Annotated in this window: 17 protein-coding genes; 9 read left to right on the forward strand and 8 right to left on the reverse strand. The window is 45.6% G+C overall.

Translation table 11 applies throughout. The features are described from left to right. Position 1 precedes the first annotated feature (1 nt). The 5 genes from gcvH (at position 2) to EXY25_RS16330 (ending at position 6529) form a co-directional block, all read left to right on the forward strand. Positions 2-391: a glycine cleavage system protein GcvH gene (gene gcvH, locus EXY25_RS16310; protein WP_130567690.1), complete on the forward strand. Its 390-nt coding sequence runs from the start codon at positions 2-4 to the stop codon at positions 389-391. A gap of 88 nt (positions 392-479) precedes the next feature. Further along, positions 480-3365, forward strand: coding sequence for an aminomethyl-transferring glycine dehydrogenase (gene gcvP, locus EXY25_RS16315; RefSeq protein ID WP_130567691.1), 2886 nt, complete (start codon positions 480-482; stop codon positions 3363-3365). 415 nt (positions 3366-3780) lie between these two features. Next, a complete protein-coding gene (locus EXY25_RS16320; protein WP_130567692.1) occupies positions 3781-4611 on the forward strand; it encodes an ABC-three component system protein in 831 nt (276 codons plus the stop codon). After that, the gene (locus tag EXY25_RS16325) at positions 4608-4835 is read left to right on the forward strand and encodes an ABC-three component system middle component 6 (RefSeq protein ID WP_130567693.1); all 228 of its coding nucleotides are present in this window, start codon (positions 4608-4610) and stop codon (positions 4833-4835) included. The genes EXY25_RS16320 and EXY25_RS16325 overlap by 4 nt, the downstream gene beginning before the upstream one ends. Further along, a complete protein-coding gene (locus tag EXY25_RS16330; RefSeq protein ID WP_130567694.1) occupies positions 4826-6529 on the forward strand; it encodes a DUF2326 domain-containing protein in 1704 nt (567 codons plus the stop codon). The genes EXY25_RS16325 and EXY25_RS16330 overlap by 10 nt, the downstream gene beginning before the upstream one ends. Before the next feature lie 301 nt (positions 6530-6830). Here EXY25_RS16330 and EXY25_RS16335 read toward each other — a convergent pair whose 3' ends face one another. Continuing rightward, a complete protein-coding gene (locus EXY25_RS16335) occupies positions 6831-7607 on the reverse strand; it encodes a nuclease-related domain-containing protein (protein WP_246019581.1) in 777 nt (258 codons plus the stop codon). Between the two features lie 419 nt (positions 7608-8026). Between EXY25_RS16335 and EXY25_RS16340 the strand changes: the two genes are divergently transcribed. Together EXY25_RS16340 and EXY25_RS16345 are read left to right on the forward strand one after the other, a co-directional pair. Further along, positions 8027-8800 carry a hypothetical protein gene (locus tag EXY25_RS16340; RefSeq protein ID WP_130567695.1) on the forward strand — a complete coding sequence of 258 codons (774 nt, stop codon included), beginning with the start codon at positions 8027-8029 and terminating at the stop codon, positions 8798-8800. A gap of 2 nt (positions 8801-8802) precedes the next feature. Then, positions 8803-9420 (forward strand): tetratricopeptide repeat protein, encoded by a 618-nt coding sequence (locus EXY25_RS16345; protein WP_130567696.1) that lies wholly within the window; start codon positions 8803-8805, stop codon positions 9418-9420. 229 nt (positions 9421-9649) lie between these two features. Here EXY25_RS16345 and EXY25_RS16350 read toward each other — a convergent pair whose 3' ends face one another. The 7 genes from EXY25_RS16350 to EXY25_RS16375 all read right to left on the reverse strand — a co-directional run bounded on the left by EXY25_RS16350 (position 9650) and on the right by EXY25_RS16375 (position 14794). Then, positions 9650-9949, reverse strand: coding sequence for a hypothetical protein (locus EXY25_RS16350; protein WP_130567697.1), 300 nt, complete (start codon positions 9947-9949; stop codon positions 9650-9652). 50 nt (positions 9950-9999) lie between these two features. Next, the gene (locus EXY25_RS18985) at positions 10000-10491 is read right to left on the reverse strand and encodes a DUF6559 family protein (protein ID WP_342771995.1); all 492 of its coding nucleotides are present in this window, start codon (positions 10489-10491) and stop codon (positions 10000-10002) included. A gap of 193 nt (positions 10492-10684) precedes the next feature. Next, positions 10685-11128 carry a hypothetical protein gene (locus EXY25_RS16355; RefSeq protein WP_130567698.1) on the reverse strand — a complete coding sequence of 148 codons (444 nt, stop codon included), beginning with the start codon at positions 11126-11128 and terminating at the stop codon, positions 10685-10687. Between the two features lie 458 nt (positions 11129-11586). Continuing rightward, entirely contained in the window at positions 11587-12666 is a 1080-nt protein-coding gene (locus EXY25_RS16360; protein WP_130567699.1) for a hypothetical protein, read from the reverse strand. Positions 12667-12681: 15 nt separating this feature from the next. Next, positions 12682-13095, reverse strand: coding sequence for a hypothetical protein (locus EXY25_RS16365; protein WP_130567700.1), 414 nt, complete (start codon positions 13093-13095; stop codon positions 12682-12684). Between the two features lie 707 nt (positions 13096-13802). Beyond that, on the reverse strand, positions 13803-14219 hold the full coding sequence (locus EXY25_RS16370; RefSeq protein ID WP_165419390.1) for a hypothetical protein: 417 nt from the start codon (positions 14217-14219) through the stop codon (positions 13803-13805). A gap of 167 nt (positions 14220-14386) precedes the next feature. Then, entirely contained in the window at positions 14387-14794 is a 408-nt protein-coding gene (locus EXY25_RS16375) for a hypothetical protein (RefSeq protein WP_130567702.1), read from the reverse strand. Positions 14795-15271: 477 nt separating this feature from the next. Between EXY25_RS16375 and EXY25_RS16380 the strand changes: the two genes are divergently transcribed. Beyond that, complete coding sequence (locus EXY25_RS16380; RefSeq protein ID WP_207232186.1) at positions 15272-18511, forward strand: DUF5060 domain-containing protein; 3240 nt, start codon at positions 15272-15274, stop codon at positions 18509-18511. A 202-nt stretch (positions 18512-18713) separates the two neighbouring features. After that, on the forward strand, positions 18714-18989 hold the full coding sequence (locus EXY25_RS16385) for a hypothetical protein (protein WP_114339149.1): 276 nt from the start codon (positions 18714-18716) through the stop codon (positions 18987-18989). The last annotated feature ends 408 nt before the right edge of the window (positions 18990-19397 follow it).

Below are 19397 nucleotides of genomic sequence, written 5' to 3' on the forward strand. Positions count from 1 at the left end.
GATGAGCAATGTGCCTAGCGAACTCAAATATGCCGCCACCCATGAGTGGGTACGGAATGAGCATGACGGTACTTACGTGGTAGGTATTACCGAACACGCCCAGGGCCTGCTGGGTGACATGGTATTTGTTGAGCTGCCAGAAGTGGGCGATGAAGTAGATGCCGGCGACGATGTGGCCGTGTGTGAGTCAGTGAAAGCTGCTTCCGATATCTACGCGCCGATCAGCGGCGAGATCGTTGCAGTGAACGAAGAGCTGGAAGGTGCGCCAGAGAAGATCAATGCCGACCCCTACGGTGATGGCTGGATCTTTGCCATCAAACCTTCTGACGAAGAAGAGTTAGAAGCCTTGATGGATGCCGAGAGCTACCAAAACACTCTCGACGAAGATTAATTAATCGAATAATAGATAAGGCCTCGGTGGTTGCCGGGGCCTTATTGATTTTTATCCCTGACGCAGTAATTCAGACAGGTGCCCCTAGATGACGTCACTTTCAAATCGCCCCCTTCATGAACTGGAACAAAAAGATATGTTTGTTCGTCGCCATATTGGCCCCAGCGATGCTGAGATAGCGCAGATGCTGGAACAAACAGATGCCGGTTCGCTTGATGATTTGATGACCCAGACGGTACCCGGTCCGATCCGTTTGCCACAACCACTGGCGACCGGAGAGACTAAAACCGAACAAGAAGTGCTGGCTTACCTGAAAAACGTGGCCGCCAAGAACGTCATCGCTAAATCTTACATAGGTATGGGTTATCACCCGACGTTAGTGCCTAACGTTATCTTGCGTAACGTAATGGAAAACCCCGGTTGGTACACCGCATATACGCCCTATCAGCCAGAGATCGCCCAGGGGCGATTAGAATCCTTGCTTAACTTCCAACAGCTGAGCATGGATCTGTCAGGGATGGAGCTGGCCAGTGCTTCACTGCTGGATGAAGCCACTGCGGCTGCCGAAGCGATGGCATTAGCTAAACGTGCAGGTAAGAGCAAATCTAACCTGTTCTTTGTGGCTGATTCCGTACACCCACAAACCATCGACGTGCTGCAAACCCGCGCCGAAGCGTTTGGTTTTGAGCTGGAAGTTGGCCCCGCAGCAAGCGTGACCGAGAAAGATGTGTTTGGTGCACTGTTCCAGTATCCCACCAGTCAGGGTGATATCAGCGATATCAGCGCGCTGATTGCTGCGGTACAAGCGGGCAAAGGCGTCGCCTGTGTTGCTGCCGATATCATGAGCCTATTGCTACTGAAATCACCGGGTGAACTGGGTGCCGACGTGGTATTGGGCTGCGCCCAGCGTTTTGGTGTGCCTATGGGCTATGGTGGCCCACACGCTGCCTTCTTTGCTACCCGTGATAAATATAAGCGTGCATTGCCGGGGCGTATTATCGGTGTGTCGAAAGACACCAACGGTAAAACCGCACTGCGCATGGCGATGCAAACCCGCGAGCAACATATCCGCCGCGAAAAAGCCAATTCCAACATCTGTACTGCCCAGGTGTTACTCGCCAACATGGCGGCGTTTTATGCGGTTTACCATGGCCCTGAAGGGCTGAAAACCATCGCTGAACGTATCCATCGTTATACCGATATTCTGGCGTTGGGCTTAAGCAAGAAAGGGATGACTCCGGTCAATGGCCACTGGTTTGATACCCTGACCTTAGATCTAGGCGAAGCCAAGGCTGATATCGTTGCCCGTGCGCAACAAGCGGGGGTTAACTTCCGCTTAGATCTGGATGGCAAAGTCGGCATCAGCCTGAACGAAACCGTGATCCGTGAAGATATCGAGCAACTGTTCGCTATCTTATTGGGTGATAACCATGGCCTTTCTGTGGCAGAACTCGATGCCGAACTGACCAGCGCAGGCAGTCACTCTATTCCGGCGGAACTGCTCCGCGACAGCAAAGTGCTGCAACACCCCGTCTTCAACAGCTATCACAGCGAAACCGAGATGTTGCGCTATATCAAGCGGCTGGAAAACAAAGATCTGTCGCTCAACCATTCGATGATCTCGCTGGGCTCATGCACCATGAAACTCAACGCCACCGCCGAGATGATCCCGGTGACCTGGCCTGAATTTGGTGAATTGCATCCATTCTGCCCGCCAGAACAGGCAGTGGGTTATCGTGAGATGATCGAGGAGCTGTCTGATTGGTTGGTCAATATCACTGGTTACGATGCTATCTGCATGCAGCCTAACTCCGGTGCACAGGGCGAATACGCAGGCTTACTGGCTATCCACAAATACCATGAGAGCCGTGGCGAAGGTCACCGTAACGTCTGTCTGATCCCTGCCTCAGCCCACGGTACCAATCCGGCATCGGCACAGATGGTGAGCATGAAAGTGGTGGTGGTTGCCTGTGATAAGCAGGGCAATGTCGATATGGATGACTTGCGCGCTAAGGCCGCCGAAGTGGCCGAGAATCTGTCATGCATCATGATCACTTACCCGTCTACCCACGGCGTCTATGAAGACACTATTCAAGAGATCTGCGATATCGTCCACGAACATGGCGGTCAGGTGTATCTGGACGGTGCCAACATGAACGCACAGGTAGGCGTGACCTCACCGGGCTTTATCGGCGCCGATGTATCGCACCTTAATCTGCACAAAACCTTCTGTATTCCCCACGGTGGCGGTGGCCCGGGCATGGGCCCTATCGGTGTGAAAAAGCACCTAGCGCCGTTTGTGGCAGGGCATACACAATTTGATCTGGGCAATAGCAACAGCGCCGTCTCAGCGGCACCGTTTGGCAGTGCCAGCATTTTGCCTATCTCATGGGTATATATCGCGCTGATGGGCGGTATCGGCCTGAAAAAAGCCACCGAAGTGGCGATCCTCAATGCCAACTATCTGGTGGCCAAGCTGAAAGGGCACTTCCCGATCTTATATACCGGCCAGAACGACCGTGTGGCTCACGAATGTATTCTGGATCTGCGCCCACTCAAAGAGGTCACCGGCATCACCGAGATGGACGTTGCCAAGCGCTTAATCGACTACGGCTTCCACGCACCCACCATGAGCTTCCCGGTAGCAGGCACCTTGATGGTAGAGCCCACCGAATCCGAAGCGAAAGTGGAACTGGATCGCTTTATCGAAGCGATGCTGTCTATTCGTGAAGAGATCAGCAAAGTAGAGCAGGGCGAGTGGCAACTGGCCGATAACCCGCTGGTGAATGCACCGCATACCCAATACGACATTATCGAAACCGACTGGCAACGCAGCTACGACCGTAAAACCGCCGTCTATCCGGTGGCAGCGGTGAAAGCCAACAAGTTCTGGCCATCGGTAAACCGCATCGATGATGTGTTCGGTGACCGCAATCTGTTTTGCGCTTGTGTGCCTATGAGTGAGTATGAGTAGGGTTTAGTTTTTTTGATGCGCTGAAAAGCGCGTTGAAGAGATTTAGAAAGCGAGTGCTGCGAAAGTGGTGCTCGCTTTTTTGGTTTCTCTTCGCACAGAATCCTTCAGAATTTTGATATCAAGCGATTTGGCACGAATTAAAGCTGCTTTTATGGTTTGAATATAGACATAGATCACTAGCTACAAGTGGCTATTTTTAAGCGTTAAGAAAATAATCTCGTTTAGAATCCGATCCTTACAGGCAAAGGCTTGGATATAACAGCTTGTTGGTTTTTATTGGCTTAGCCTCCGCTTGCTTTCTGCTAATTCTTACGCATACTGTGTATGAATACAGTGTTTTATTCAGTTTGTGAGCGGCTACTTAAGTATTGTAAAATGCTGAGCTACTTACGCTTTAGATAAAAATGGAATTGTTTTGGGAAAAGGAAGTAAAGCAAGGAGTTACAAACCTAGTACTGTTAGACGACTTGACATTCTGTCTGGTAATGAGTGTGCTGCGCCTGATTGCTCTAATCAGTTGGTTGCTCGAGATGAGAAATCAATCATTAGCAAAATCTGTCACATTGAAGCTGCTAGCGAAGAAGGTCCTCGGTTCAACGATCTAATGTCTGACGATGATAGGCGAGCATACGATAACCTGATTCTATTGTGTGACGAATGTCATATTATTATCGATAATAAAGATAACGAAGATGATTTCCCTGTCAGTCTCCTCAAAGAGTGGAAATATGAACATGAGAAAAAGAACCTAGTAAGCGCTGAGAAAAATTCATCTGCTCTAAGGCATGTAATACGAGCGATATCGGATACAGATTTCGAATCAGATAACGAAGTTGAAGAAAGCAATAGCAATAATGATAAGTTTAAAATACCAGATAAAATAGAGCATAACTGTGTTAAAAGGCATTGCTCAATAATCAATGAATACAGAGTGTTCTTTGGAAAATTAAACTCTCTATATAAAGAGCTAGAAGATAACGGTTCCATTAGAAAAAATAGATTGCTGAGAAATGTCAGAAATATTTATGTTAAAGTTAAAGGAAGCTATGTCTTAGATAGTAAAGATCCTATTTCTGTTGTAAGAAATAATGCTGATGAGATATTTGATGAAGTACAAGAACATCTAATGGTTATGATCGGAAATAGATTGGATATTGATAGGGAAGATATCTTTTTTGCTGTTTCTGTCGTTATGGTTGACGGATTTATGAGATGTAAGATATTGGAAGAGCCATCAAAGAAATGATTTTAAATAAAGATGTTTCTCCCACAAGGAAAATATACTATTTAGGCGCTATTATCCTCTCTGTTCTGGAAGATGGAGAAGGAAATAACGACTTTTTGACAGTATATAATAGTGTGAAAGAAAAAGAGGGTATATCGATAGGGTTGTTTACTCTGGCAATAGATTGGTTATATATTGTTGGTGCAGTTAATGCTAGCGAAGGGAATATATCTAAATGTTTTTGAAATCACTGAAAATAGAGAAAGGTAGTGAAGAGATAAGAAACATTAGATTTCGCAAAGGATTAAACCTTATTGTTGATGAAACACCTACCAGCGATGAAAAAAAATCTGGCAATAATGTCGGAAAAACTACAGTTCTTAGGCTTATAGATTTTTGCCTCGGTGGTAAAGGTGAAAATATATATAAAGACTCTGAGTTTAAGAGCAAAGGAAATACGGCAGTAGAGAACTTCCTTAAGAACAATGATGTTCTAATAACATTAACTCTTGCAGAAGATTTAGAGGACAAAAGTTCAAGTAACATTGTCATACAAAAAAACTTCTTGAGCCGAAAACAAAAGGTCCAAAGGATAGACGGGCAGTCGCTAAGTAATGGTGCTTTTACTACTGAACTTAAAAAACGTATTTTCGGCTCAGATAAAAATAAACCTACGTTCAGGCAAATCATCTCGAAAAATATAAGGGATGAAAAGAATCGTCTGCAGAATACAGTTAAAGTTCTGCATTCATCTACAACGCAAGATGTATATGAATCACTTTATCTGTACTGGTTTGGAATTGAGCTAGATTTTGACCATGCAGATAGAAAGCAAAAACTTAGTTCCGATATTAGTGTGGAGTTGTCTTTACAGAAAAAACTTTCGCAAACCAATACCCTTTCACAAATTGAACAGCTTCTCCTTATCGTTAATCGTCAGATTGTTGAGCTTGAGAAAGAGAAATCTGCGTTCGAAGTAAGCGAAAACTATGAAATGGAGTTGGAAAGATTAAGGAATATAAAATCTAAAATAAACAAAACAACGAACGAGCTTACGCGATTAGAACTGCGTAAAGAGTTAATTATAGAAAGTAAGTATGAGCTGGAAGACGAGATAGCTCATATTGATACATCTAGAATTGAAACTCTTTATAAGGAAGCTAAATCTCTTATCCCAAACATCCAAAAAACCTTTGAGGAAACTTTAAATTTTCATAATGAGATGGTTTCTGAAAAATTAGAGTATATCACTCAAGAACTACCGGGCTTGGAAACTGAAATTTCTCATCTTAAAGATGAAATTAGATCTCTGCTTGATCGTGAAGCTCATATATCCGATCTGTTAATAAGAAAAGAATCATCGAAGAGCCTTCCCGATTTGATTAGTGAATTAAATCAATTCTATGAGCAAAAAGGCGGTTTAGAAGAGGCAAGAAAGTTGTGGGAAGAGTCAAATCAAAGATTAAATGAGATGAGGTCAGAACTTGATAGGATTAATGAGGAAATTTCGGGAAGAGAAGGGGAGTTAAAGAACAGGATTACAGAATTTAATACTTTCTTTTCAAAGATTTCATCTCGACTTTACAGCGAGCGGTTCGTTTTGAGTGCTGATGTTAACTCTAAGGGGTATGAATTAAATGTATCAAGTTTGAGTGGTAACCTTGGTACCGGAAAGAAAAAAGGCCAAATAGCATCTTTTGACTTGGCATATATTCAGTTCGCCGACAGTATTGGTATCAAATGCCTACATTTCATCTTACATGATCAAATTGAAAATGTTCATGACAATCAGATATCGAATTTGCTTACTAATATCGTTTCAGAGATCAACTGCCAGTTTATTGTTCCGGTGTTGAGAGATAAGCTACCTGATGACGTGTATGTTGATGATTGCAAGGTGTTATCTCTTTCACAGGAACATAAGCTTTTTCTTTTTTGATTGTATATTTCTCTAAGCCTTAATATTCGTTTTATCTGCCATCAATAGTTATAGATTAGGAAAATACATATGAATCCTCACGGATTCTAGAATTACCTTTTTTATATGACTGATTAAGATCAATTAGCCGTAAGATTGCCCGCATGATATCCACCCGATATGGTGGCTAACTCTGACTCAGTGTTTGTGCTGTTTATTCTGCACCGTGCTGGCTATCTGCTCCTCTAGTTTTGAGGGGGAGAGGTGTTTTTAAATCCCTCACATCTACGTCATTAGTCCTGCAAGTCTGTTCGAGTACATACTAGGGTATATCAAGTACCGCTCGGCACTTAGGGTAGTCACCGCATCCCCAAAACTCATTCCCTGCATTTGCTCCTCTTTTAGCTTTTCTAAGCACCATGGCAGCACCGCAGCGCGGGCACTGTTTCTCTGGCTTATTGCTTTCACGGCTTTTCAAATTTGCGACATGTTGGCGGTTGGTTCTAAATGACGGGGTTAACCGTCCTGCCTGTATCTGATCTACTAAGCTCTGAACTTCTGCCTCAGTAAACACCGGCTGGGTGAACGATTTTATGTAGCGGATAAAACCTGCGTTTTGGGTGACGTTGGCGGGCATATCCGTCTTTAAGGTGCAATCACCGACAAAGGCAACTACGGAATGTATGGTATCTGCTGGGATGTTGAGCGCGGCTTCAATCGTCTTTACGTGTTTATAGTTCTGGCGCAGTGGGTTCTGGAATTTAAAGCTTTGGCGGTAGATCTTCTGCGTCCAGGTTGCCTGTTTTTCACTACCAAAAATCCACCCTCGCATATTCTTGGTTTCAACCACAAAGATCCCAAACCGCGATACAAAGATATGGTCGATCTGGGTGGTGCCATCTTCGGTTGGCAGGGTGACGTTATGAAGAGGGATGTAGGTCTCTTTGGGTAGCCGAAGCTTGGCTGCCACTTTAACCAGTGCTTCACCCAATATGCCTTTAAACCATGGTGATTTAACTACTGCGGCAAACAGAAATAGCGGTATTAACCACCAGAACGTCTTTGCAGCATCAAGCATAGCAGCCGTCATTTCTGGCATATCTGACTACCTTTTTCCGAACTGAGTCTGCAGCTGCGTATATAGGTCGACAATTAAGTCCTGAATAGAACCTATGATAGAAGTGATTAACAGTCCCTCGATTAACATCAACAGATCCTTGTTACTGCAATCATTCAACGATACGAATTCGAGTCATCTGGCACAATAGATCTGGATCATAACTGTTGGCCTTATCTCAATTATTTTATTGAATGCTAAGGTTCGCCTGTTGTCGATGGGGGGGGGAAGGCCTAATTTAGGTTGGCCTTAATTTTTACGGGGTAAGGGTTGCAAGATTGACTTACAAGTTGTGAGGACGCTATGATTTCTTCTCTGTTTTACGCTGGCTTCTGGCATGCGTAAGAAGCAAACGGACTGCTTCTATCTTCTATGATTTTAAACCAACAAGGATGTTACTAATGAGATTCACTGTCCTAACCCATAAAGGCCCATATAGTTTTGCTTCTGATTACATAGACCATATGTATCCAGTCGACTCTATGTATAAGGCCTGTAAGCAAATAGAAAAAGAGCCTAAGTTTTCCGATCTTTCTGACACCCCTGTTAAACCTGCATCGCTAGCCGGACCATTGGAGAAGTTACCTAATGATTTGAATGGCGTGAAAAGAAAGCAGAATCTTCTGTCAGAGCTGGACCGTAGCCTTAACGTCAGGAACACGAGAGCGGCTGACCGTCTTCATTGGAAGGGGCAGAGCAGTATTCCTAGCTCTGCGACAAGAGCGCTTGCGCCTATTCTTCCTTCAGATTCGTTGAACAAGAGAACTACCACTAGTGCTGGTTTGGCTATGGCTGTTGGCGTCGTGGTGCAATACGCCAGGGCTGTCGTGCTTTTTGAAATAATAAAAAAAGAAGCGGAAAAAATTGCGCGTAAAGCAAAAGGCAAGTATCAAGATTCAGCTGGTTGTGTTCTAAGTATTAATGTTAAGTACTTGAAAGTGAAGAGAGATTATGGCCGAGCACCTAACCTTTTCTCAATCACTGTGGATAAGAGCTTGTCTATGGTTTCCTCAATTGAGTTTAACTCGATTAAGTACATTCAGAATAAAGTATCAAATATTTGCAAGCCTGCATTATCAACTGAGCCTGAATTACAGGTTAAGGTTGATCCTGGAGAATCGGTAGACCATGGCAAATATGGATATGCGATCTTATATCTAAAGTGTGAGTGGTAAGAATGAATAAATGCATTGTATTCACCTCAATCGTTTTTTTGCTGTTCGGAGCAGGGTGTTCGGATTCCAGTACTCCGAGTCGAGACTTCTCTTTTGAGGTGCAGAGCCTGGATCTGGAGTCTCAAGATCCCGGTGCTTATGAAAGCGAAGTGGCCAAACTTAAAAAGCTTGCTGATAGCGACAACCCCATAGCGCAATACCGCTATGCAGATTTATTGCTTCATAAAGGCTCGGTTGGAGATGCCATCCCTTATTTACAACGCTCAATTGCGCTTGGCGATCAACATTCTGCTGAGTTATTGGGCATTCTGTATGTCAGAAACGATAGCAAGAAAGATGATCTGGAAGGCTTCGAGTTACTTACTCAGGCAGCGGAATCTGGTCTTGGCACTGCGCAGCTTTACTTGGGGTTCTGCTTTACTTCTGATGAGTGCAAGTTGCCTCACAATGTAGAGCTATCATACTACTGGCTGAACATGGCTAAGGACAACGGATCTTCTGAAGCCAATCTCTTTATAGATGATGTTTCAGAGCTAATTCCAGATAAGGCGTTAGCAATGCAGCGATATGACGAGAACGTTAAGAAGGTCATCTGCGAGATGGATAGCAGCAGGTGTTAGAGGCGCGGTTGTTGAGTGATGGCCGCTCGCGGGACACCCTCCCGACGTGATGGTCAACCGATTCAGGTATTGTGCTGTTGTATTGTGTTAGAGGGCTTTCAGGTGCGCTTGTTTACTATGAGACCGCTGGCTACAAGGCTGTTGTCGTGAGGGTATAGCTGTCAAGCAGTCGAGCGGTGCATGTTGTAACGTCCACTTTCAGAAAAGTGGACGTTTGAAAAACTGCAATTTAGTTAATTGAATTCAACGAAATCGTCGTGGCAGAAGGCTTCGGAGGGTTCTTCCGCAGGGAATCTTCAATTTCAGCCATATTGTCGTCCCACTCAGGCCAATTGGTTGTAAACGTATCCGTTATAACCCCTACACTTGTCCAGCCTACGACTTTTTGCTGTACGTCCCACGCTTCACCATTCCAAAATGCAAAGTCACAGCTTCCGAAGCCTGTGCTGTAATACATTGCAACTAGGTAGACGCCTTTTTGCTGGGGAGCGCCTTTTTTCCAGTCTATGTTTAGTTTGGTTTTCTTCATCAGAATTTGTCCCTAAATGATTCTGCCGCTGCTATCCATTCTCGCATTTACTAATTGCTGTCGTCCGAGCCATGATGATCGCTATCGCTTTCATTCCCTGAGTTGTTGTTAGCGTGAATTGCCTGTTCCAGTGAACTCATATCAAACTCACGCTGGCGACCAAAAACCACTTCAGAAATATCACGCCTCATTGATGCGTAGCTGGTGTCTACCCCCGCAGTGCTGCAGGCTCTAGCGCTTACTTGGGGGGAGCAGTACATAGCGTAAGCGTAACAGTTGTTTGCTGACATATGACTGGTTGATCTAATTAACCTCTTCCGTTTAAGGGCGCGCTCAACTTCACGCTTTGAGTAGTATCTTTTCTTGCCGTACTGAGCCCTTAGATCTTTAAGCAATCTCGTAAGCTGTCTGATTTTCCATCGCCTAAAAAGACGTTTAAGCATCGTAAACTTCCTTATTGAGCAAAGCGTTAACACAACGAAATAGCCCGGCGGTAGCTTGATGTTATAATGACATTCCTGCTGCAGCACGAGAGAAAACATCAGTTTCTCGCTCTTGTTGAGCTCAATCCGGTGGGACACCAGTCACTCGCTCGATGGGATGGATGATGTCCTACAAGTCGCTTTTCATTTCGTCAGGTGAAAAAGTGAGTGTGTTTTGCTTTCTGTTGAGCTGCGAGAGTTAGTGAAAGCTCCTTAAAAAAGCGTAATGAAACAAGCATGAAGTCATGTAAAACTACTGACCGCAATATACAGCTATCTCGTCTGTCTTTGGTGTTTCGGCTTTAAAAGCCGAAATGGACGCAGGGATAACTTCACCGCTATAGGTCATAGCGACATACTCATAGTACTGAGGTTCAACCGCTTCCGAAATGATAAAGCTAGGGTGCCCCTTTTTTGCAAAAAATACCGTGTAGTCAGACACATTGAATTCGGGATGATTACTGGAATGATAGACTGTAATCTTATCCGCGTTAGCCATGGCAAAGTCATTTAGATAGGCTGACCAGTCAGCGTACCACTCGCTATCGTCAGGCTTTGCATTTCCCACTACAGCGATAGCATCCCCAGAATTATATTGTTGGCATATAGCTGCCGTGTCCTTTACCGCGCTAGTCGTCGCCTCACATGCAACACTGCCAGCGAGTAGCAGCACGGAAATAATAGTTCTTAAAAACATTGTGGTGTCCTCATTAAACGACAAGTGGAAGCATGTGGTTGTTGGCAACAGAGTGAATCGACCAGCCTTTCGTAGACCACTCGTTAGTTGTAATTTCTAAGTTTCTCATAAGCCAGCGGAGGCATGTCTTCAGCGTTGCTGGATTGTCTGGCTGAGATCATCAATGCTAATTTTTCCCTGCTCTGTTAAATCCGGCCATTCGTACCTTTTCAAGACTGGTGCTGGCCATCTCAGCGATCTCTTGCGGAAAGACTGGCACCTTTGATTTGCTCCAGTTTAAGCAGGCTCGCGGGCCCCCCCCGACGCGATGGTTAACTGATTCAGATTTAATGCTTTTAACACTACCTCTACTGGACTTGAGGAACACTTGTTGAGAGGGTGAGGGGGGCTGAGGCTTGCCTCCAACAGAAAAGGCTCATGTTAGGTAACCCATGCGCCTTTTTACATTTGTTACCTGACTAAATTCGCTTCGGGAAAAAGACCTCTTTTGTTTTTCCTGAACGAATCAATGCATGCATCGTGCTTGCGAACATGACGGGATCTGTTTCGAGCAGTTTGATTCTGTCCAGGTACTCAGACAGGTAACCTGACACCAAGAACAGCAGCATATCCACACCTTTTAGGTCGTATCGCATCAGTTGCCAAAGTCGGGGGCAGTCTTGTTTTAGTCGACGGCTGTATGATGCGCAGTCAGCTAACATACCATTCGCTTGTAGTAGACCAGCTAAAACCGTTGCCAAGTTGCCTTTGGCTGCTTTTCTTAGGGCTCTGAATTCTTTTTTAACTTTTCTGCTTAAATCTGGCGACTTAAGTATTTGAAGAGAGATGTTGTAGATGATGATGGAGGTGAGTGCTTGCGTGGTTCTCACGCCTATCTGTTTACCAATGATTCGACCGCTGGTACCTTGCAACAGGCTTTGGGCGTCTGCCAAGTCGGGTAACGAGGGGGTCGGAATAATGCCTAGTTCGCCAGCCACTTTCAGAAAGCCCTTGTCGTAATCTGTGGGTACTTTAATGGCACCCGCTTTAGCGACCGCATGAATGTATTCATGTGGCAACAAAGAGACATAGGTGCTGACAACCGTTGTTACACACTGTGCCACGGGACTAAGAATGGCAGCAATATCCAGGTCCATCGATTTGCGTATCACCGCCGTAAACGCATCCAATACGACAAGGTTTTCTCCCCCGACCTGTTTGAATCGCTCTTCGCCTGCTAACCCTAATCCTTCTGCGGTTCTCGTTGCGCCTTGGGCGATACGTGTCGGCTTTTTAATTGCCTGTGCGTGAACGCCGTCAACGACACCCGCAAGTAGCGTAGATTGGTCGTTTAGACTACCTATGAACACATCGTATGACGTATCGGCTGTGACACGCCGGTATGAGGGGGTGTGGCACCCAAAGTCGCATGCTTCCCACTTTCGTTGGTAGAAGGCGTCGTTTTCCATATGTTGGACATTGGAGAAGGGGAGAGCTTTGTACGCTTGAACGTACTTCTTAACACCCAGTTCGCTAACTAAGTTTCCATCATGAGCCATGAGTAATTCCTTTTACTATTTGTTGTTAATGCTATCTATCAGCTGATTAAATTGAGCAAGAATCCTTTCTTTGCTTTCAAGGGGGGTATGAAGCGTGACGTACGATTGATGACCCACATATTGCATCTCAATCACTTCGACATAGTAGGCTGTGTCTAGCTCGTCATTGAGATTAACTTCGACAAAGTAGCCTCGGCCCTGCTGGCGATCGACTTCACCGTGAGTGAGTTTGACTGAATCGCGCTGTGCCATGGGAATGGCATCAGCCATGTATTGTTGCAGGTATAGTTCTAAGTTTGGTCTGGTTGCGCTGTTATCGAAGATCTCGATGCGAGCTCTAGATGCTATCGATGTTGAAAGCGTGATAAGGCGCTGTGTTGCTTGTAGGTAGTCATCCTGTGATACGTCCCAATCTTGTGGGAGCACCATTGAAAATCCATCTTTATGGTAGGCTGTGCCCGCTGGGGGCGTCGGTTCGCTGCAACCGCTTAGTAACGAGCAGCATATAACGATTAATGTAAAAAAAAGACAGCTGGGGAAGTTGTTGGCTTTGTTCATTATCTGGTCCTCCGTGACGCAAGGGACTATAGCTTTCTCAGTATGCACTGACAACCTTGATTGCCGATTATGTAATCAACATAACAGTCTACTTAACTGGCTAATTTCTAAATTACTTTTTCCTTTTGTGTTGCTGTTTAAAAAGATCAGAGCTATTGATTTCACGTATGCAATCCAATGACCTATTTTTTTCAATAAGTTGCGCGCTGGATGGTTATTCTAGTCATTTAGTTTCTTAGCCAACAGACTAAATAACAGAGTAATGATCACTGACGAAACGATGTAGGCAGGTACGGTCGTTTGGAGCATCATTAATCCGCTTTCAACGCGTTGTTCTTCGGTTAGAAATGGAGTCGCCTGAGTATTGAATGAATAGTTGTATATGATGAAATTCAAAACACAAATTAAGACGCCCATCAGTGTATAAGCAAAATATTTTTTCATCGACTTAACTTCCTAAATCCATTTTTCTAGCGCTAACTTCTGCCTACAGGCCGTCCGCTTGAATAGCTGTGACCAATTTCCTTGGTGCGACCTAACGCTATAGGCGTCGCTAAGAGTGTGCACTCATTAACGGGCTACGGTTTGTCCCAAAAGGTTTCTGTCACTTGGCCATTCTCATTCACGACAAGGTAAAAATAGCGGCTTAGTACGAGCTCAGATTGATAGCGTTGTAAAGCGGTCAGCTGTTCGTCTGTAGGGGCGTTGTAATACATCACGTACACTTTATCTTGCTTGTCTTGTATCGGGGCTTCTTGTTCAATCAAGGTCAATTGAACATTCCGAACACCGCCCTTTAACGCCTCAACGTCTATGGCGGCATGTTGTTGCAAGAAGGTGTGTTTCCAGAACTCCAAGTGATCGGCAATGCTTAGCACTCTTGCTTTTTCGATGGCAAGTGCCTCCTCTTTTAGATACAGAGCCACCTGAGACCAGGCGATGTAAGCAAGCATCACCACCGTCAGAATGATTGAACTTCGGCTTATCTTAATCACTGTCATCTCCCCCTACTCATACGCTAGGTTGACCTATTTGTTGTTCCCTGCAGTTGGGCTCAGATTGAAGGAGTCAGGCAGCAGTTGATGCTCGTCGTTACCCATCTGATACGCTTTATCCCAAAGCTCAACTTGGCCCTTGGGAGCAGGCGGATACCACTGGACGTTTATTTAGCTGATTCTATACGGTTACAGCAACCGCTTAGTAGCTGTTGCTCTGGGGTGAGCAACATGACTTCATATTCATAGCTGAAATCGGACATGTCATTTGAACACTGATTGGTTTTGCTGAGAACCACGGATACCGATGCGCTATCGGCACCGCTTGCAGTTAAAAACCAACGGTTGGTGTGATTGCTACTGGTGATAGCTTTGGTTAATTTAAACTGGCCTTGGACGCTATCCATGTCTTCTAAGACGATCGTCTTGTCCTTTAACTCCAATGACCAGAAAGGTTCGGTGCCAAGGCATTTTAGTGGGCCAAACTCTGCGTCTTGCTGACTGCCATCTTCAGCACATGCCGTTGTTATTAGCAGGCTGAAAAGAGCCGCTATCAGGTAACTTTTTCTTCGCACAATCTCACCTCATTAAGCCAATTTTTGTGCCGCGATGGGGCCAAAAAGTTTTTGTTTGGCAATTAGAATCAGCATCAGGAGCTTACTCACTGCAAGATTCTACTTTGACGATAATGCTACCTTCTACTGTTAGTTGAATTCATTGATTTTTTTATGATCTTACTCTGTCGTCATGTCTCAGAAGTCGCAGCACGTTCGTTTCTGGTCAGCTTTCTTTGACCGTACTCATGGAATACTTATCCGGTTCTCTCTAGAGCGTTGTCAACTTGTTGATTTTTTGTTACTTTTTTGTTCGTTTTGTCCGAGGGTGAGTTGAGCTAGAGGCCGGTAGTTATGCGTCTTGAGCCTTAACTGTCTTCTTTCTCTTTTATTCTCTAGAGGTCTCAGAAGTTGGTTATTCATACGTTCAAGTTGTCGATTCTATGTCTTGCTATGGCTTGTGCTGGTTGCGGAGGAGGCGGCGGTGATGATCCCGTTATGCAAGCCGATGCAGACCAAGACGGTATTATTGATAATGTCGATTCTTGCCTAAATACCCCGGCCGGTATGACAGTTGATAGTGAAGGGTGTGAGATCGTTCCAGACGATACGGTTGGTGATGACGAAGATACCGTTGGCGATGACGACGATACCGTTGGTGATGACGACGATACAGTTGGCGATGACGACGATACGGTTGGCGATGACGACGATACGGTTGGCGATGACGACGATACGGTTGGCGATGACGACGATACGGTTGGCGATGACGACGATACCGTTGGCGATGACGACGATACCGTTGGTGATGATGACAATGAGGTCATTGCCGAGGTGTGTACTGAGATAAAGGCCGTTGATTTTGCACGATATGCCGATATCACTGGTTTTGCTAATGCGACTAAAGACACCAAAGCCGGATTGGAGCTATTACAAATAGCTGAATCGGGAGCGACTGCTGCTGCACAACAGACATACACTGGTATCGATAGTGATGTGATATTTAAGCTGCATACCATACAAGAAGCGGATGGTGAGCCGAGCTATGTGCTAAAAGTTAATGGCGCCTCGGTTGGTCAGGCTACTAATACCCGCATACACGGCACTGATACGCCAGAGTACAGCCTCGAAACTCATGTGCTGAATAGTGCATTTTTCTCATTACAAACGAACGACTTTATCCAACTAGAGTTTACTAATCATGCCAATGGCTTGGTGATGAATGGTGATGTCGCCGATAGCGCCCGCGCCCGTTGGTTTAGTTTGGATATTTGTACTGAAGGTGCAGACCAAGACAGTGACGGTGTTGCTGATGCGGTGGATCAATGCCCGAATACACCGGAAGGTAGCGTTGTAGATAGTGACGGCTGTGTTGAGCTTCCCGCTGCGGGCGGTGATGAGGTGATCACGGGTGAGTTACGTCAATGGCACAAGGTTACCATCTCCTTTAATGGGCCTGAAGTGGCTGAAACAGACACGATTAACCCGTTCACGGACTATCGTATGGATGTCACTTTCTCTAACGGTGATAGCCGTTATGTGGTGCCGGGCTTTTTTGCCGCAGACGGTGATGCGGCTAACAGCGCTGCGGACGAAGGTAACCAATGGCGGGTTCATTTCTCTCCTGACAAGGTGGGAGAATGGAAATACGAAGTCTCATTTCGTACTGGTGAGAATGTTGCTCTAAATGCGAATGCATTAGCCGGGCAGTCCGGTGGTGACATCGACGGTGTCTCAGGGGTATTTGTTGTCGCTGATAGCGACAAAACTGGCAGGGATTTCCGCGGTAAAGGCCGCTTACAGTACGTCGGTGAACGTTATCTACGTTTTGCGGAAAGCGGAGAGTACTTTCTGAAACAGGGTTCTGATTCCCCTGAAAATTTGCTGGCTTATGCTGACTTCGACGGTGACTTTAAGTCGGACAATCATAAAGACGATAAGATAAAAACCTGGCAACCCCATGTTGCAGACTGGAATAACGGTGATCCGACTTGGCAGGATGATAAAGGAAAGGGCTTAATCGGCGCGGTTAATTATCTCGTCAGCGAAGGTCAGAACGTTATCTCTTTTCTGACTATGAATATTGAGGGTGACGACCAAAACGTCTTCCCCTACACAGATTATGATGAGCGTTATCGTTTTGATGTTTCTCGTTTAGCTCAGTGGGACGTTGTTTTTTCCCACATGCAGAACAACGGCATCTTCCTGCATTTCAAAACTCAAGAAACTGAAAATGATCATCTGCTTGATAACGGCGAATTAGGTGCCCAGCGCAAGCTTTACTACCGTGAATTGATCGCCCGTTTTGGCTACCACCTGGCGTTGAATTGGAATTTAGGTGAGGAGAACACGCAATCGACTCAGCAAGTACAGGATATGGCGAGCTACTTTGCCGCGAATGATCCTTATCAGCATCCCGTTGTTCTGCACACATACCCTGGCCAAAAAGATCAGGTTTATGGGCCGCTATTAGGTGATCAATCTGATTTGCATGGTGCTTCAATGCAAATGGGCCAAGCAGACTTCAGCGATGTTCATAGTCAGGTACTGGAGTGGATTCGGCGCTCAGAAGATACCGGGAAAGCCTGGATAATTTCGGTCGATGAACCCGGTGATGCGAAGTTTGCGTTACGGCCAGATGATAACGCTGGTGATAGTCAGATCGATGGGCGTAAAAATGGTGTTTGGGGTACGTTGATGGCGGGGGGAGCCGGCAACGAATGGTACTTTGGCTACGATTATGCTCACTCAGATTTAACGTTGGAAGATTTTCGGAGTCGAGACGCTTGGTGGGATGTCACCCGCTATAGCCTTGAGTTCTTTAAAAACAATAACGTCCCTTTCTGGGATATGGTTAACGACAACAGTATCAGTAGTGCTGAAAATGACTATGGCTTCTATAAAGCGAACGACACTTATGTGGTTTATTTGAAGCAGGGTGGCAGTACGGAATTAGATCTGAATGGTGTATCTGGTACATATGAAGTTGTCTGGTTCGACCCTCGTAACGGGGGAGAACTGCAACAGGGATCTGTGACGGGTGTTGTTGGCGGTGGCTTTGTTGATTTGGGTGAGCCGCCTCAGGAGCCTTCTTCTGATTGGGTTGTTTTGGTGCGACGAGATGATGATTTAGTCATCCCTCCTGTTGTGCCACCTGTTGACCCTGACGAAGACCTTTACGTTGATGTGGATGGCCTGGTGATTATTGAGGCCGAACATACCACCGATGCGTTGGGTGAATGGATTGTGAAGCAAGCGGTAGCCGGGTATACCGGTTCCGGTCATGTTGAATTCACCGGTCCAAATTCATATTCCGCCCCGCAGTCAGCAATATCCTATCGCTTTAAAGTCTCGCAGCCAGGTGATTATCAACTGTATATCCGCGCGCATAAGCGATTAGACGGCGAAGCTGCTGACAAAAACAATGATGCATTTTTCCGTTTGGAAGGGGATTTTGAAGCCAGTACGAGTCATGAAAAAAATGCCGCATTAGCACTATTGAAAAACGACACTAAAATTTTTGGTGGCAGCGCCACTGGATGGGGCTGGGCTACGCAGCTCAACCCTAAACATGGGGAGTTTTATAACCCGGTGTATAAACTGAAAGCGGATACGGAGTATAGGTTTGTGATGAGCGGCCGCTCGACGAAGTTCAACGTAGACCGTTTTATCTTCAGGCATAGCAGTGTCGGTGTTGCGACCGCGAAAGATCCATCGCTTCCTGAGACACTTCAATAAGCTGGCTGAGTGACTCAGAGCACCGTGCTCTGAGTCACTGCTTGTTGAGCCAGCCCTATATGAACACCAGACAATGTCCGACACCCACAAGTCTTGCGGCGCTTGAAACCCTAAGTGACTGTAGTTGCGCAGAGATTGGTTTTAACTGGGATGCTGATATAGTTGACGTTACCAGCACGCTGTTTTCTTCGGTACTTATGTCATGAAAACCACCCCTGAAAAACTACTAAAAAAGCGGCCTGAGCTTATCCATACCGATGATTGCCAGGTGAACTCCCATGTACAGCGGGAGGAGGGGGACTGGATCCGCCACACATTGATGATCGAAGGTTACGAGGTGCCATTTGTATTTAAGCGGCAGAAGCAATATCAGTCTCTAAAGGGCGCGCGGGTTAATCTTAGTTACTACCCCGAGACCAAGTCCGTGGCAGGTTTTGAGATGGAGTTTATGAAGGTAGTGCGTGTGCGTCGCGCTTGATTTAACTTGTTGATCTGACTTGCCATAACGCGATTTTTAGAAAATTCATAAATGGCGGTAGCCCATGTGTTTGATCGATTTTCGGCATGCCCTCTGAGTTTATGAAAAGCCCGCTTCTTGTCTGAACCATAGTTTATTTCGCGATATGGAATGAGCGCTGTATGTTTGATCCTGTGAGGGAGTAACAGCTTGTCTACGTGGTTTACTGTATTCATGGTACTCTGAACTCTCCATTCTTCACCTGCTCCCTTAATAATTGCTTAAAGCAAGTTGCCTGATGCGTTGCCCTTCGGCTGCCGTCATGATGCTGCAACTTGCGACTGGCGCTCCTTAACCAGGCATTGTTAGGTTTTTATCCCGTCATTTTTACAGCGTTGTGTTTTTTGATGTTGTAACGGTTGCGACAGC

It is taken from the genome of Corallincola spongiicola (genome assembly GCF_004284785.1).
Taxonomy (GTDB): domain Bacteria; phylum Pseudomonadota; class Gammaproteobacteria; order Enterobacterales; family Neiellaceae; genus Corallincola; species Corallincola holothuriorum.

Excerpts from the sequence above, each read along its gene's own strand:
- EXY25_RS16335 (WP_246019581.1), bottom strand. The coding sequence starts at position 7,607 with ATGCCAGAAATGACGGCTGCTATGCTTGATGCTGCAAAGACGTTCTGG.
- EXY25_RS16350 (WP_130567697.1), bottom strand. The coding sequence starts at position 9,949 with ATGAAGAAAACCAAACTAAACATAGACTGGAAAAAAGGCGCTCCCCAG.
- EXY25_RS16325 (WP_130567693.1), top strand. The coding sequence starts at position 4,608 with ATGATTTTAAATAAAGATGTTTCTCCCACAAGGAAAATATACTATTTA.
- EXY25_RS16355 (WP_130567698.1), bottom strand. The coding sequence starts at position 11,128 with ATGTTTTTAAGAACTATTATTTCCGTGCTGCTACTCGCTGGCAGTGTT.
- EXY25_RS16385 (WP_114339149.1), top strand. The coding sequence starts at position 18,714 with ATGAAAACCACCCCTGAAAAACTACTAAAAAAGCGGCCTGAGCTTATC.
- EXY25_RS16380 (WP_207232186.1), top strand. The coding sequence starts at position 15,272 with ATGCAAGCCGATGCAGACCAAGACGGTATTATTGATAATGTCGATTCT.
- EXY25_RS16360 (WP_130567699.1), bottom strand. The coding sequence starts at position 12,666 with ATGGCTCATGATGGAAACTTAGTTAGCGAACTGGGTGTTAAGAAGTAC.
- EXY25_RS16345 (WP_130567696.1), top strand. The coding sequence starts at position 8,803 with ATGAATAAATGCATTGTATTCACCTCAATCGTTTTTTTGCTGTTCGGA.
- EXY25_RS16365 (WP_130567700.1), bottom strand. The coding sequence starts at position 13,095 with ATGGTGCTCCCACAAGATTGGGACGTATCACAGGATGACTACCTACAA.
- EXY25_RS16340 (WP_130567695.1), top strand. The coding sequence starts at position 8,027 with ATGAGATTCACTGTCCTAACCCATAAAGGCCCATATAGTTTTGCTTCT.
- gcvH (WP_130567690.1), top strand. The coding sequence starts at position 2 with ATGAGCAATGTGCCTAGCGAACTCAAATATGCCGCCACCCATGAGTGG.
- EXY25_RS18985 (WP_342771995.1), bottom strand. The coding sequence starts at position 10,491 with ATGTTTTCTCTCGTGCTGCAGCAGGAATGTCATTATAACATCAAGCTA.
- gcvP (WP_130567691.1), top strand. The coding sequence starts at position 480 with ATGACGTCACTTTCAAATCGCCCCCTTCATGAACTGGAACAAAAAGAT.
- EXY25_RS16330 (WP_130567694.1), top strand. The coding sequence starts at position 4,826 with ATGTTTTTGAAATCACTGAAAATAGAGAAAGGTAGTGAAGAGATAAGA.